This window comes from Xanthomonas graminis pv. graminis (genome assembly GCF_030168915.1).
GTDB lineage: Bacteria > Pseudomonadota > Gammaproteobacteria > Xanthomonadales > Xanthomonadaceae > Xanthomonas_A > Xanthomonas_A translucens.
The window spans coordinates 1110033-1122655 of record NZ_CP076255.1 but is presented as its reverse complement, the minus strand read 5'-3'; the positions used below and the strand labels follow the sequence as shown (position 1 = coordinate 1122655).

At 70.0% G+C, this 12623-nt stretch carries 13 protein-coding genes and 1 tRNA gene; 5 read left to right on the top strand and 9 right to left on the bottom strand.

Features of this window, described 5'->3' with window-relative positions; all coding sequences use genetic code 11:
* Window positions 1–4: 4 nt before the first annotated feature.
* Genes moaA through KHF85_RS04910 form a run of 3 tightly spaced genes read right to left on the bottom strand, consistent with a single transcriptional unit; the run spans window position 5 to window position 2546 of the window.
* Window positions 5–1045 carry a GTP 3',8-cyclase MoaA gene (moaA, locus tag KHF85_RS04920; RefSeq protein ID WP_284568719.1) on the bottom strand — a complete coding sequence of 347 codons (1041 nt, stop codon included), beginning with the start codon at window positions 1043–1045 and terminating at the stop codon, window positions 5–7.
* Window positions 1042–1797, bottom strand: coding sequence for an MBL fold metallo-hydrolase (locus tag KHF85_RS04915; RefSeq protein WP_284568718.1), 756 nt, complete (start codon window positions 1795–1797; stop codon window positions 1042–1044). The genes moaA and KHF85_RS04915 overlap by 4 nt, the downstream gene beginning before the upstream one ends.
* Window positions 1797–2546 (bottom strand): 3-deoxy-D-manno-octulosonic acid kinase, encoded by a 750-nt coding sequence (locus tag KHF85_RS04910; RefSeq protein ID WP_003468576.1) that lies wholly within the window; start codon window positions 2544–2546, stop codon window positions 1797–1799. Before KHF85_RS04910 ends, KHF85_RS04915 begins: the two co-directional genes overlap by 1 nt.
* A 20-nt stretch (window positions 2547–2566) precedes the next feature.
* Between KHF85_RS04910 and KHF85_RS04905 the strand changes: the two genes are divergently transcribed.
* Window positions 2567–3616, top strand: a complete 1050-nt coding sequence (locus KHF85_RS04905) for a glycosyltransferase family 9 protein (RefSeq protein WP_284568717.1) — start codon at window positions 2567–2569, stop codon at window positions 3614–3616.
* Between the two features lie 199 nt (window positions 3617–3815).
* The gene (locus KHF85_RS04900) at window positions 3816–4073 is read left to right on the top strand and encodes a DUF2798 domain-containing protein (RefSeq protein ID WP_284568716.1); all 258 of its coding nucleotides are present in this window, start codon (window positions 3816–3818) and stop codon (window positions 4071–4073) included.
* 248 nt (window positions 4074–4321) lie between these two features.
* Here the strand turns inward: KHF85_RS04900 and KHF85_RS04895 are convergent, their stop codons facing one another.
* Together KHF85_RS04895 and KHF85_RS04890 are read right to left on the bottom strand one after the other, a co-directional pair.
* Window positions 4322–4726, bottom strand: coding sequence for a DUF6165 family protein (locus KHF85_RS04895; RefSeq protein WP_284568715.1), 405 nt, complete (start codon window positions 4724–4726; stop codon window positions 4322–4324).
* A 119-nt stretch (window positions 4727–4845) separates the two neighbouring features.
* A tRNA-Ser gene (locus tag KHF85_RS04890) sits at window positions 4846–4936 on the bottom strand.
* A gap of 195 nt (window positions 4937–5131) precedes the next feature.
* Here KHF85_RS04890 and KHF85_RS04885 point away from each other — a divergent pair.
* On the top strand, window positions 5132–5836 hold the full coding sequence (locus KHF85_RS04885; RefSeq protein WP_284568714.1) for a PP2C family protein-serine/threonine phosphatase: 705 nt from the start codon (window positions 5132–5134) through the stop codon (window positions 5834–5836).
* A gap of 183 nt (window positions 5837–6019) precedes the next feature.
* On the opposite strand, the gene dnaQ is transcribed toward KHF85_RS04885, so the two are convergent.
* Genes dnaQ through KHF85_RS04870 form a run of 3 tightly spaced genes read right to left on the bottom strand, consistent with a single transcriptional unit; the run spans window position 6020 to window position 7921 of the window.
* Window positions 6020–6757 (bottom strand): DNA polymerase III subunit epsilon, encoded by a 738-nt coding sequence (gene dnaQ / locus KHF85_RS04880; RefSeq protein WP_284568713.1) that lies wholly within the window; start codon window positions 6755–6757, stop codon window positions 6020–6022.
* Window positions 6758–6789: 32 nt separating this feature from the next.
* Window positions 6790–7248 carry a ribonuclease HI gene (gene rnhA / locus KHF85_RS04875; RefSeq protein ID WP_053841401.1) on the bottom strand — a complete coding sequence of 153 codons (459 nt, stop codon included), beginning with the start codon at window positions 7246–7248 and terminating at the stop codon, window positions 6790–6792.
* A gap of 13 nt (window positions 7249–7261) precedes the next feature.
* A complete protein-coding gene (locus KHF85_RS04870) occupies window positions 7262–7921 on the bottom strand; it encodes a methyltransferase domain-containing protein (RefSeq protein ID WP_284568712.1) in 660 nt (219 codons plus the stop codon).
* A 12-nt stretch (window positions 7922–7933) separates the two neighbouring features.
* Between KHF85_RS04870 and gloB the strand changes: the two genes are divergently transcribed.
* Both gloB and KHF85_RS04860 read left to right on the top strand, forming a co-directional pair.
* Complete coding sequence (gene gloB, locus KHF85_RS04865) at window positions 7934–8701, top strand: hydroxyacylglutathione hydrolase (protein ID WP_284568711.1); 768 nt, start codon at window positions 7934–7936, stop codon at window positions 8699–8701.
* Window positions 8698–9924 (top strand): lytic transglycosylase domain-containing protein, encoded by a 1227-nt coding sequence (locus tag KHF85_RS04860; RefSeq protein WP_064538013.1) that lies wholly within the window; start codon window positions 8698–8700, stop codon window positions 9922–9924. The genes gloB and KHF85_RS04860 overlap by 4 nt, the downstream gene beginning before the upstream one ends.
* A 618-nt stretch (window positions 9925–10542) precedes the next feature.
* Here KHF85_RS04860 and KHF85_RS04855 read toward each other — a convergent pair.
* Window positions 10543–12534, bottom strand: coding sequence for a peptidylprolyl isomerase (locus tag KHF85_RS04855; RefSeq protein WP_284568710.1), 1992 nt, complete (start codon window positions 12532–12534; stop codon window positions 10543–10545).
* Window positions 12535–12623 lie beyond the last annotated feature (89 nt).

The following is a 12623-nucleotide window of genomic DNA, read 5'->3' as shown; positions in this document are numbered from 1 at the left end:
GCGCTCATCCGCCGATCAGGAACATCTCGACGTGCTTGCCGCGCGCCCCGCGCGCATCGCCGCGCAGTTCGCTGTAGCGATCGCCGCGTTGGCCCCACAGCGCCTGCACACGCTCGGCCAGCGCGTCCTCGCCGCCGGCCAGGGCCGGCTTCAGGTCGCTGCCGGCGGCGGCGAACAGGCAGGTGTAGAGCTGGCCGTCGGCCGACACCCGCGCGCGATGGCAGTCGCCGCAGAACGGCGCGCTGACCGAACTGACGAAGCCGATCTCGCCGCCGCCATCGACGAAGGCATGGCGTGCGGCGACTTCGCCGGCGTAATGCGGGTCCAGCGCGCGCAACGGCCAGCGGGCGGCGATGCGCGCGTGCAATTCGGCCGACGGCACCACCCGTTCGCGGCGCCAGGCATTGCAGGTGCCCACGTCCATGTATTCGATGAAGCGCAGCACGTGGCCGCTGCCGCGGAAGTGCGCCAGCAGCGGCAGCACCTGGTCGTCGTTGATGCCGCGCTGGACTACGCAATTGATCTTCACCGGTCCCAGCCCGGCCGCGCTGGCGGCGTCGATGCCGGCCAGCACCTGCGCCACCTCGCCGCGGCCGCCGGACATGCGCCGGAAGCTCGCCGCGTCGATCGCGTCCAGGCTCACCGTGACCCGGCGCAATCCCGCATCGCGCAGGGCCTGCGCGTGCCGCGCCAGCAGCGAGCCATTGGTGGTCATGGCCAGGTCGTCGAGGCCGGGAATGCGCGCCAGGCGTCGCACCAGTTCGGGCAGGTCGCGGCGCAGCAGCGGCTCGCCGCCGGTCAGGCGCAGCTTGCTGACGCCGTTGCGCACGAAACTGCGCACCAGCGTTTCGATCTGCTCGAACGACAACCGCGAGGCCGCATCGAAGCCGTAGTCGTCGGGCACCTTGTCGGCCGGCATGCAGTAGCCGCAGCGGAAATTGCAGGCTTCGATCACCGACAGGCGCAGGTCGCGCAGCGGCCGCCCCAGCCGATCCAACGGCGCGATGGGCGCGCGCGGCAGCGGCGGGCGCAACACGGCGCTCATGGCGCCGGCACCTGCGGCGCGCGCGGCGTGTCCAGCGCCACGCACTCGCCCGGCCGCGCGACGCGGTGGCCGCGCGCGCGCAGGGCCTCGGCATCCTCGGCGCTGGCGTAGTGGTACAGCATCATGCGTTGCAGCAACTCGGCGGGATAGTCCCGTTCCAGGTCATCCACCCCAGTATGCGACGGGTTGCCGTGAAGGCCGCAGTCATGCGCGACCAGCTCGCCGTCGCCGGCATAACGGCTCAGCATTTCCGGGATCGGCCGGGTATCGCCGCTCCACACCAGCGCGCCCTGCAGGCGCAGCCCGTAGGCGGTCTCCGGCCAATGGTGGCGTACCGGGAATACCTCCAGCCGCACGCCGTCGTGCCAGAACGCATCGCCGACCGCGATCAGCTGGAAGGCATCCCAGAAATTGGCGCCGCCCTCGGCCAGCACGTTCGGGTAGTCGCCGATCCGGCGATGCAGCAGCGGCACCATCGGCGCCGGCACGTACACCCGCACCTTGCCGCGCCGCGCCGAGAAATAGGCGTCCACGAACAGCCGTTCGAAGCCGGCCACATGGTCCAGGTGCACATGGGTCACGAACAGCGCCTGCGGCATCGCCTGGTAATGCGCCTGGTACGCGCTCAGGCCCTCGCCGCCGCAATCGATGCTCAGCCACGGCGCACCGTCGCGCTCGATCGTGGCCATCGGCGACCCCAGCTCCACCGCCGACGCATTGCCCACGCCCTGGAAGCGCAGCGCCCAGGCCATCAGTAGCCCCGGTTCCAGGCCAGGTCGTAGGCGCGGCGCAGGCGCGCGTAGTCCTTGTTGACCTCGTCCACGCTGCGCTCGCCGCGCAGCTTCAGCAGCGAGCGGTGCAGGCGTTTGAGATTGCGCTCGCGCCAGCGCGTGGCCGGAATGCGCAGCACGCCGCGGTCGAAATCGATCATCCAGCCGCGGCCGTTGCCGTCGAACAGGATGTTGTGCGCGTTGAGATCGGCGTGATCCAGCCCGGCGCGGTGGAAGCGCGCGACCAGCCGCCCGGTTTCCTCCCACGGCGCGCCGCGGCCGGCGACATGGGCGCGATCGGCCAGCGAACGCACCCCTTCCAGCCGCTCCATCAGGATCGCGGCGCGGTAGCGCAGCCCCTGGCGCAGGTAGCAGGCGGCCAGCGGCCGCGGCACCGGCAGCTTGCGCGCGATCAGCGCGCGCATCAGCCGGAACTCGGCGAAGCTGCGGGTGCGGTCGGCGCCGGACCACAGGTAGCGATCGCGGCTGAGCTTGGCGACCAGGCCGCCGCGCCGGTACTGGCGCAGCACGCTGGCGCCGAACGGGGCATCGACGAACCAGGCGCCGCCGCGGCCGCCCTCGTCCACCGGGCGCGCGCGCTCGGCCCAGTACGCGGCCGAGAACAGCGCCGGCTCGGCTTGCCGCAGCCGTTGGCGGTCGAACAGAATGGCGCCATAGCCGCGGCCCTCGCGGTACGGCGTCAGCGCTTCGGTGGCGTCGAATGCAACCATTCAGCGAGTCTAACAACACCATGGCAGCAACGCTCCCTTCGCTGTGCCTGTTGCGCCTGTCGGCGCTGGGGGACGTGACCCATGTGCTGCCGCTGGTCCGCACCCTGCAGCGCGCCTGGCCCGCCGCGCCGCCGCTGCACTGGATCATCGACCAGCCCGGGCACAAGCTGCTCGACGGCCTGCCCGGAGTGATTTTCCACACCTACGACAAGCGCAGCGGCCTGGCCGGCATGCGCGCGCTGCGCCGCGAACTGCCGGCGCAGGGCTTCGATGCGCTGCTGCAGATGCAGGTGGCGCTGCGCGCCAACGTGCTGTCCGCGTTCGTCCACGCGCGCCGCCGCATCGGCTACGACCGCAGCCGCTCCAAGGACCTGCATGGCCTGTTCGTCAACGAACGCATCCCCGACCGCCCCGGCATCCACGTGCTCGACGCGATCGGCAGCTTCTGCGAACCGCTGGGCCTGCACCAGACCGAGGTGCGCTGGGACCTGCCGATTCCCGACGACGCGCACGCCTGGGCACAGGCGCAATGGCCCGAGGAAGGCCGCCCGGCGCTGCTGATCTCTCCCTGTTCCAGCCACGTGCGCCGCAACTGGTACGCCGACCGCTACGCCGCGGTCGCCGATCACGCCGCCGCGCAGGGCTGGCGGGTCGTGCTGTGCGGCGGGCGCAGCGCGCTGGAGCGCAGCACGGCCGACGCCATCGTCGCGGCGATGCGCGCGCCGGCGCTGGATCTGGTCGGCCGCGACACGCTCAAGCAACTGCCGGCGCTGCTGCAACGCGCCGCGCTGGTGATGACCCCCGACTCGGGTCCGATGCACATCGCCAATGCCGTGGGCAGCAAGGTGCTGGGTCTGCATGCGGCCAGCAACCCACACCGCAGCGGCCCTTATTCGGACATCCGCTACTGCGTGGACAAGTACGACGCGGCGGCGCGCAAGTTCCTAGGCAAACCGGCCACAGAACTGAAATGGGGCAGCAAGATCGAATGCGACGCGGCGATGGCGCTGATCGGCGTGGACGACGCGATCGCCGCGTTCGAGCGCTACCGCACCGACCAGGGCATGTAAGCCGGCTTGTGGGCAGGCCGAGCGTGGCCTTACTACGCGCGTACGCGTTCGCCACCACTTCGGTCTGCGGACGCCGCCGTAAGCGTTTAACGTCAAGCAACGCGCCAACGGCGCCGGATTCGTCCGGGGCCGTTTCCCGTCAGCGCCTCGGCGCCCACGGGTGGCGCCTTTGCTTCGGCCGGCTTACGGAGTTCGCAGCATGTTTAGTTCCCCTCGGTTTTTCCCGCGCAAGCTGCATTCCCGCCATGCCGGCTGGGTGATGCCGCTGTTGTTGTCGATCCTGATGACCTGCGTGGTCTCGATGATCAGTACGCTGCGCACGGTAGGACTGGCGCCGGGCGTGTACTCGCTATGGCTGGGCGCCTGGGCGTTGTCGTGGCTGATCGCCTTCCCCACCCTGCTGCTGGCGTTGCCGCTGGTGCGCCGGCTGACCGCAATCCTGGTCGCCCGCGGCTGATCCACCCGTCCCTGGCCCGCATGGGCCGCTGCGGGAGGCGGCGACGCCTCCCGGGTGCTAGGGCGCGTCATCAATCCCCAAGCGGATCGCGCCACTCTTGCGCGCTCACGGGTAAAAAGGGATGAGAAGGGAACACAGTGTCCACGCCAGAGCGATGACAGGGTAGCGTGCACGCGCAAGAGTGGCCCTGCGGGTCGGGCCTGTCAGGCCAACGCGACCCTACTCGGAAATCGATGACACGCCCTAGCTCAGGACGCCGCGCCGCGGTAGTCCTGGTAGGACTTCTCTTCGACGTAGCTGGAACCCAGCGCCAGATTGATCTCCTTCTTGATCCGCGCGCGCTCGTCGTTCTCGTAGTACACGCTACGCGCGAGCTTGATGAATTCCTCGTCGAAGGCCTGCGCCTTCTCCTTGATCCGGATCTCGTCCTCGATCACCCACAGGCGCTCGTTGACCGCCTTCAGCTCCAGCCGCAGGCGGGCGACGTCGGCGCTGGCGGCCGGATGCGCCATCCAGGTCCTTTCCAGCGCCGACAGCTCCGCGCGTACATTGGCCAGCTTGGCCGCATCGCCGATGCGCTCGGACTTGATCTGCAGGATGGCGATCTTGTCGAGCAGTTCGCCGAAGGACACGGGGACGAGGATTTCGGACATGGGCACACCCAGGCGAGAGTTGAGAGGAAGTGTAAAGAGCCGGCCTTAAAGCCATGTCGGCGCGGCATGGCCGCGGCCGTCAAAAACAAAAGGCCCCTGACGGGGCCTTCTGCAAAAACTGGCGGGAAGGGGGGGATTCGAACCCCCGAGGCGCTATAAACGCCTGCCTGATTTCGAGTCAGGTACATTCAACCGCTCTGCCACCTTCCCGGGTGGTCCCCGGCGGACCGGGGGCGTGCATCATACGGTTCCCGCCGCGCGCGGACAAGCGGCGCGTCGCCCGGCAGCGCCCGTACCGCCATGAACCCCGCCTGCTCCGCGGCACGGCCGACGATTGCCTGATGTCCGCTGGGCCGCGATGATGCCGTTTGAATGACAGGACGCCAGGCCGGCCGCGGGCATGCAATGATCGAATTCGGACACCTCACCCACGTCGGCCTGCGCCGCGACCTCAATGAGGACACCTATTACGGCGACAACGAGCTCGGCCTGTGGCTGGTCGCCGACGGCATGGGCGGCCATGCCTGCGGCGAGGTCGCCAGCGCGCTGGCGCGCGAGGCCATCGTCCGCGAGGTGCGCGGCGGCACGCCGCTGGCGCAGGCGATCCGCATCGCCGACGAAGAGATCATCCGCGCCTCGCGCCGGCGCAACGACAGCTTGCCGATGGGCACCACCGTGGTCGCCGCGCGGGTGCAGGGCAACCGCTTCGAAGTGGCCTGGGTCGGCGACAGCCGCGCCTACCTGTGGCGCGACGGCAAGCTGGCCCAGCTCAGCCAGGACCACAGCTATGTGCAGGAGCTGATCGCGCAAGGCGCGCTGACCGCCGAGCAGGCACGCGCGCACCCGCACCGCAACGTCGTCACCCAGGCGCTGGGGGTCACCGATCCGCTGCACCTCAACGTGGCCACGATGACCGGCGAACTGCGCCCGGGCATGCAACTGCTGCTGTGCAGCGACGGGCTGACCGAGGAAGTGGCCGACCCCGGCATCGCCGCCACGCTGGGCCACGACGACTGCAGCGCGCAGGAATGCGTGGATACGCTGGTGGCCGCGGCGCTGGACGGCGGCGGCTCGGACAACATCACCGCGATCCTGGTGCGCTGCCACTGAGCCGATGCGCCGACGCCTGTGCTTGCCGACGCCGGCCGGGCCGCGGCCGGCCGGCAGGCGCAGTGCGCGGCCGCGCTCAACGCACGCGGCGGCGCGCTGTCGCCGCGCTGGCGGAGCAGGGAGTGGGCGCGGTCAAGCCCGAAGCAGCGCCAGCGAACGATCGTCTGCTGGACCTGGCGCCACTCAACCCGCCACGGCGTCGGCCGGCACCGGGTCGTCGGCATCCCACAGCGCGCGCCCGGCCTTCTTGCGCAGCTTCTCCAGCCGCGCCTGGTGCGCGTCCAGCTCCGATGCCGTGGGCAGCACCCGCGGCCGCGGCAGCAGCGTCGCCATGTCGAACGCGACACGCTGTCCGTGGGCATGGCTGCCGCGCTCGTCGGCCAGGGCGAAACCGATTTCCTCCTGGCCCGAGGTCAGCGCGATATACACCTCGCTGAGAATCTGCGCATCGAGCAGCGCGCCGTGCAACTGCCGATGCGCGTTGTCCACGCCCAGCCGCTTGCACAGCGCATCCAGCGAGTTGCGCTGGCCCGGGAAGCGCTCGCGCGCCATCAGCAGCGTGTCGATGACCGTGGCGCGGTCGAGGATGCGCCCGTAGGACGCGCCCAGCCGCGACAGTTCGTAGTCGAGGAAGCCCAGATCGAACGAGGCGTTGTGGATGATCAGTTCGGCGCCGTCGATGAACGCCAGGAACTCGTCCACCACCTCGTGGAACTCCGGCTTGTCGGCGAGGAATTCCAGGGTCAGCCCGGTGACCTCCTGCGCGCCGGGCTCGAAGTCGCAGTCCGGGCGCAGGTAGCGGTGGAAGTTGCGCCCGCTGGGGCGGCGCTCGAGCAGTTCCACCGCGCCGATTTCGACGACGCGGTTGCCCTTCTTCCATTCCAGGCCGGTGGTTTCGGTATCGAGGATGATCTGACGCATGTGGCTCGCTGCAGGATGAGGCGTGGAAGGAATCAGGACGCGACCGCGGCGCCGCCGGCGCGCACCCGCAGCGCCTGGTTGCGCGCCAGCACGTCGACCCGCTCATTGTCCGGATCGCCGCTGTGGCCCTTGACCCAGCGCCAATCGATGGTGTGCCGCTGCGCGGCGGCATGCAGCCGCTCCCACAGATCGCGGTTCTTGACCGGGTCGCCGCCGGCGGTCTTCCACTGCCGCCGCACCCAGCCCGGCATCCATTCGGTGATGCCCTGGCGCACGTACTGCGAATCGGTGTGCAGCACGATCTGGCACGGCTCGCTGAGCGTCTCCAGCGCCATGATCGCGGCCATCAGCTCCATGCGGTTGTTGGTGGTGTGCGCCTCGGCGCCGGCCACTTCGCGCTCCAGGCCCTTGTAGCGCAGCAGCGCGGCCCAGCCGCCGGGGCCGGGATTGCCCAGACAGGCGCCGTCGGTATGGATATCAACAGTCTTCATATACGTCCAGAAATCAGATGGAAGCGGTCGAACCGCGCCAGCGTACCGGCGCGCGCAGCGGAATGGGGCCGATGCCGGCGACGGTGCGTTTCTCCGCCTGCAGCAGGCACACCGCCCGCAACGGCGCGCCGGAGGTTGCCGGGCCGACGCCGCCGCGGGTCGGCCAGACCGGCCCCAGGTAGCGCAACGGCTCGGTGCACGGCAGCCCGACCTGCTGCAGCAACCCGCGCCAGCTGCCGGGCGGCCGCGCCAGCAGTCCCTGCCGACGCCAGCGCAGCCGGTACGGGCTCACCGCATTGAGCGCGAACAGCCAGAGCCGGCCGCCCGGCAGCAGCACCCGCTCGCATTCCTCCAGCAGCGCCGCGGCGTCGGCACCGAGCACGTGCTGCAGCACGATCGCATTGACGCTTTCCGAGGGCAGCGGCAGCGGCAGCGTGCATACCAGGTCGCCGGCATAGCCGCGCGCGGTGCGGTGCAGGCGCACGCCGCGCCCCGGCAACTCGCGCGCCAGCGGCGCGAACGGCACCGGCGCCAGCCACAACCAGGGCTGCGCCGGGCGTCCGAGCAAGGCATCCAGGATCAATGGCTGCTCGGCCTGAAGCAGTTGTTGCGCCACCGCCGTATCAAACCAGGATGAGACGGCGGCTTGACGGGGGAGCGAGGCGGCAGGCATGGTGCCAATTCTATGCGACTGATCGCCCTGCCCGCATTCCAGGATAATTACATCTGGGCGATCGCCGCCACGGATGGCCGCGCCGTGCTTGTCGATCCCGGCCAGGCCGAGCCCGTGTTCGAGGCCGCGGCGCAAGGATTGCACCCGGCCGCGGTGCTGCTGACCCACCATCACGACGACCACATCGGTGGCGTGGCCGCGCTGCGCGAGCGCTGGCCGGATCTGCCGGTGTATGCCCCGGCGGACGAGCCGCGGATCCCGTTCCCCAGCCAGCGCGTCGGCGATGGCGATGGCGTCCAGGTGGTGCAATGGGAGTTCCGGACCCTTGCCGTGCCGGGGCATACCCGCTCGCATGTGGCCTATGTCGGCCATGGCCATCTGTTCAGCGGCGATACCCTGTTCAGCCTGGGCTGTGGACGCATGTTCGAAGGTACGCCCTCCCAGATGTTGGGTTCGCTGCAACGGCTGGCCGCCCTCCCGGGCGCCACGCTACTGTGTTGCGGACACGAATACACCCTGGCCAATGCGGCATTCGCCGTCACGGTCGATCCCACCAACGCTGCCTTGCGGCAGCGCCATGAGGAAGTCCAGGCCATGCGTCATGCTGCCCGTCCCACTGTTCCCGTCAGCCTCGCCAGCGAAGTGGCGACCAATCCGTTCCTGCGCACCGCCTCGGCGGCGATCCAGCAGGCGGTCGGCGCCCGGCTCGGCCGCAGCGCCCGCGACGAAGTGGACGTATTCGCCGAATTGAGGCGCTGGAAAGACGATTTCCGCGCATGAGGTCGCTGTTCATGACGGCGGCGCTGACGCTGGCGATCGGGTCGGTGTCCCCTTCCGCAGGCGCGGCGGCGCCGATCGGCGCGGCGCTGGAGCAGACCGTGGCCGGCCTGAACGTACTGCCGATGGATGCCGCGGCGCTGCCGCCTGCCACCACCCGTAACGGCCACGCTATCCTCGCCAGCTTCCGCGACGGCCTGGCCGATGCGCAATGCGACGGCGGCTCCACCGATGCGCGCTGGAAACAGCAGTTCGCGCGCGCGCCGGCGCGGCTGGCCAACGAGGACGAGGACGTGTTGCCGCTGTTCGGCTACGTGGTGGACGAACTGCGTGCCGCCGACCTGCCGACCGAATTCGCGCTGATCCCGTTCGTGGAGAGCGGCTACCGCCCCGCCGCGCGCAACACCGGTGGTCCGGCCGGGCTGTGGCAGTTCATCGCCGATACCGCCCGCAACCATGACGTTCCGGTCGAAGGCAGCTACGACGGGCGCCTGTCCGCGGTGGACTCCACCCGCGCCGCGGTGCGCTACCTGAAGACCTTGCACGGCATGTTCGGCGGCGACTGGCGCCTGGCGATCATGGCCTACAACGCTGGCGAATACCGGGTGCTGCAGTCGATGCGCCGGGTCGGCATGAACGCGCAGAACGCGCAGCCTGAGAAGTTGCCGGGGCTGTCGCCGATCACCTATGCCTATGTCGAAAAGCTGCACGCGCTGGCCTGCGTCCTGGAGCAGGCGCAGACCCACGACGAATGGATGGCCTCGCTGGACCGCGAAGTGCCGATCCTGCAGGCGCGCACCCTGCCCGCCGGCATGGCGCTGGACGAATGGGCGCGGCAGCAGGCGCTGCAGGGCAACCAGGTCGCACGGCTGAATCCGGCGCTGGGCAGCGCAGGCAACAAAAAGCGCGCACTGCCGGTGCTGGCGCCGGTCGGCAGCGGCGGCAGCGCCGCCACGGCCGCCGCCGATGCCATGGCCGCGGCGGCGCAACCGCAGCAGCCCGAGGCACCGGCGCCGCGCGCCGTCGCCAGCCTCGCCGAGGCCACACCGCCGCGCATGCGCCAGCGCACGCCTGCGGCGCGCCGCACCCACACCGTCCGCGACGGCGACACCGCCTGGACCATCGCCAAGCGCTACGGCATCACCGTGCAGACGCTGCTGGCGAAGAACGGCCTGTCCGCGCGCAGCGTGCTGCGCCCGGGCATGGTGCTGAGCTACGAGGAATAAGTTTCCCGCTGCGGCGGGAAGATCGAGCTACCGGCAAACCTCGCAGCCGGTGCCGTTTGCCGGCGCCGAATGACCGACCACTGCGGTTGCACTGCCGCGGCAGGTGCGCAGCGCGCGAAGTGCCATTGCCGCGCTGCGAGCGCAGACTCGCCGCTTCCCCCGCTACCCCGCTCCGCTACGGACGCGCCCGTGCCTGCGCATCTGCGCCTCACCTCGGGATCTTCTGATCGGCATCGCCCCGCGCGGCCGCACTGCCCCTGTAGTAGGCTTCAGCCGCGACAGGCCTTACTGATAGTGCGTGTCGCGGCTGAAGCCGCTCCTACAACGTCACGATCAGTCTGGGCACCGTCTGGCCCCCCGCGCCCTCGCACTGACCGCGCACTGACCGCGCATGGCCCGCGCCTCGGTCGCATCGCGTCGCCGATGCGGCAACTGGCAGCGCAGGCCGCGTGTCCGCAGCAGCTCTCGCGACCGCACCGCGCTACGCTCGCGCAGCACGCCGCACGCAGCACGCCGCGCACCCACACTGGCCACGGCTGCACCCAGCGCGCAGCCCCCAGAAACGAACAAGCCCGGCAGGACCGGGCTTGTTCGCATCACACCGCCAGGAAGCAGCGCTTATAGCTGCGCTTCCTGCACGCTGACCTTGTAGCGCTTGCGCATCGCGTCGATGTAGGCCTTCGCCGCGGCGGCGCCTTCGATCTGGCCCAGTTGCTGCTTCAGCGTCGCCTGCTGCTCGGCCGGCACCTTGCTCAGGTCGCCGGGGTTGACCTTGTTGAGCACGAACAGCGCGTAGCGCTTGGCGCTGCCCGGGACGCCGTTGGCCGACAGCTCGACCTTGCCCACCGACGGCTTGCCCGCCGCCGGCAGCGGCGCGCTGAAGATCGCGCGATTGGCTTCCGGGCTCGGCATCGGCACGGTGCGCGGCAGCCCCGGCATCGGGTTGATCTGCAGCTTCTCCGGGCCGGCCAGCGCCTGCAGGGTCTCGCCCTTGCGCAGCCGCTCGAGCAAGGCGTCGGCCTTCGCTGCGGCGGCCTTGGCGGTGCGATCGGCATGCACCGCGGCGGCGACCTGTTCGCGCACCTTGGCCAGCGGCTGAGTCTGCTCCGGCAGGTGCTGGGTGACCCGAATGAGCACGGTGTGGTTCGGCCCCAGGGTGATCGGGTCGCTGACCGTGCCGTCCTGCACCAGCGTGTCGGAGAACGCCGCACGCCGCACCGCCGGCTGCGCGGCGATGCCGCTGGCATCGGCGCGCGAGAACGGCCCCAGGGTCTGTACCGGCAGGCCGACTTGCTTGGCCGCCGGCGCCAGCGCGGTCGGGCTCTTCAGCACCAGATCCACCAGCCTGCCGCTCAGATCGCTGTAGACCTTCTCGTTGTCGGCCTGCTGCTGTTCGCCAGCGAGCTGGTCGCGCACCTGCTCGAAGCGCTTGCCCTGGCCGCCCTTGATCTCGCGCAGCTGGATCACGTGGTAGCCGAACTCGCTCTTCACCGGGCCGACGATGTCGCCGGCCTTCATCGCGAACAGGGCGTCCTCGAACGGCTTGACCATCACCCCCTTCTCGACCCAGCCCAGATCGCCACCGGCGTTCTTGGAACCCGGATCCTCGGAGTTGGCGCGCGCCAGCGCGGCGAAATCGGCGCCGGGCTGCCTGGCTTCGGCGGCGAGCTTGGCGGCCTTGGCCTCGGCGGCCTTCTGCGATGCGGGATCCTTGCCGGCGCTGATCAGGATGTGCGAGGCCAGGCGCTGGTCGGGCTCGACGAAGCGGGCCTTCTCGTCCTCGTAGCGCTTGCGCAGCGTCGCCTCGTCGGCCGGCTTGGCCGGTGGCAGCTTGCTCGCGTCCAGTTCGACGTATTCGATCGACACCCGCTCCGGCTGCTTGAAATCGGCCTGGTGCGCGTCGTACCACTGCTGCACCTGCGCGTCGCTGACCGGGGCGGTATCGGCCGGCTGTTCCGGCAACAGCGCCAGGTCCACGTCGCGGGTCTCGCCGAGCATCTTCAGCAGGCGCTCGGTCTCCTGCTTGGTCGCGAACGCCGACTCCATCAGCGCCGACGGGATCAACGACTGCTGCAGACCATCGCGCACCAATTGGTCGAACATCGCCGGCGTCCGCGGCGGGGTCCCCGAGGCCAACGCCAGGCGGTAGCGTTCCGGGTCGAACTTGCCGTCCTTCTGGAACGCCGGAATGGTGGCGATGTAGTCGCGGACCGCGGCATCGCCGACCACCACGTGCGCCTGCTCGGCGGCGAGCTTCACCACCTGCTCGTCGATCAACTGGTCGAGCACCTTGCGCTTGTTGTCGGCGCTCTCGAACTCGCGCGGATCGAAGTTCTCGCCCTGCTGTTCGCGCGCCTGTTGCCGCGCTTCCTCGAAGCGCATGCGGAACTGCTCGGTGCTCACCTCGTGGTGCCGCCACAGGAACGACACCGGCCACCACGACGGCGCCGACGACCACCACGACGGCGGCGCCTGCACCTTGGCGACGTTGTTGGCACCGACGCCACCGAGGTAACTGCTGTCGATGACGAACAGGAACGGAATCATCAACAGGCCGATGATCGCGGTGGCGATCCAGCCCGAGGTCTTTTCGCGGAGTTTCTGCAGCATTGGTTGGGAACCGAGGCCTGTTGGCGAGCCGCGCAGTTTAACCCGCTTCACGGCCTGCGGCGGAATGGCGTGCCACGGGGCCTGCGCGC

Excerpts from the sequence above, each read along its gene's own strand:
- KHF85_RS04860 (WP_064538013.1), top strand. The coding sequence starts at position 8,698 with ATGAGGTCGCTGTTCATGACGGCGGCGCTGACGCTGGCGATCGGGTCG.
- dnaQ (WP_284568713.1), bottom strand. The coding sequence starts at position 6,757 with ATGCGTCAGATCATCCTCGATACCGAAACCACCGGCCTGGAATGGAAG.
- KHF85_RS04870 (WP_284568712.1), bottom strand. The coding sequence starts at position 7,921 with ATGCCTGCCGCCTCGCTCCCCCGTCAAGCCGCCGTCTCATCCTGGTTT.
- KHF85_RS04885 (WP_284568714.1), top strand. The coding sequence starts at position 5,132 with ATGATCGAATTCGGACACCTCACCCACGTCGGCCTGCGCCGCGACCTC.
- KHF85_RS04855 (WP_284568710.1), bottom strand. The coding sequence starts at position 12,534 with ATGCTGCAGAAACTCCGCGAAAAGACCTCGGGCTGGATCGCCACCGCG.
- KHF85_RS04910 (WP_003468576.1), bottom strand. The coding sequence starts at position 2,546 with ATGGTTGCATTCGACGCCACCGAAGCGCTGACGCCGTACCGCGAGGGC.
- KHF85_RS04905 (WP_284568717.1), top strand. The coding sequence starts at position 2,567 with ATGGCAGCAACGCTCCCTTCGCTGTGCCTGTTGCGCCTGTCGGCGCTG.
- KHF85_RS04895 (WP_284568715.1), bottom strand. The coding sequence starts at position 4,726 with ATGTCCGAAATCCTCGTCCCCGTGTCCTTCGGCGAACTGCTCGACAAG.
- KHF85_RS04900 (WP_284568716.1), top strand. The coding sequence starts at position 3,816 with ATGTTTAGTTCCCCTCGGTTTTTCCCGCGCAAGCTGCATTCCCGCCAT.
- KHF85_RS04915 (WP_284568718.1), bottom strand. The coding sequence starts at position 1,797 with ATGGCCTGGGCGCTGCGCTTCCAGGGCGTGGGCAATGCGTCGGCGGTG.
- rnhA (WP_053841401.1), bottom strand. The coding sequence starts at position 7,248 with ATGAAGACTGTTGATATCCATACCGACGGCGCCTGTCTGGGCAATCCC.
- gloB (WP_284568711.1), top strand. The coding sequence starts at position 7,934 with ATGCGACTGATCGCCCTGCCCGCATTCCAGGATAATTACATCTGGGCG.
- moaA (WP_284568719.1), bottom strand. The coding sequence starts at position 1,045 with ATGAGCGCCGTGTTGCGCCCGCCGCTGCCGCGCGCGCCCATCGCGCCG.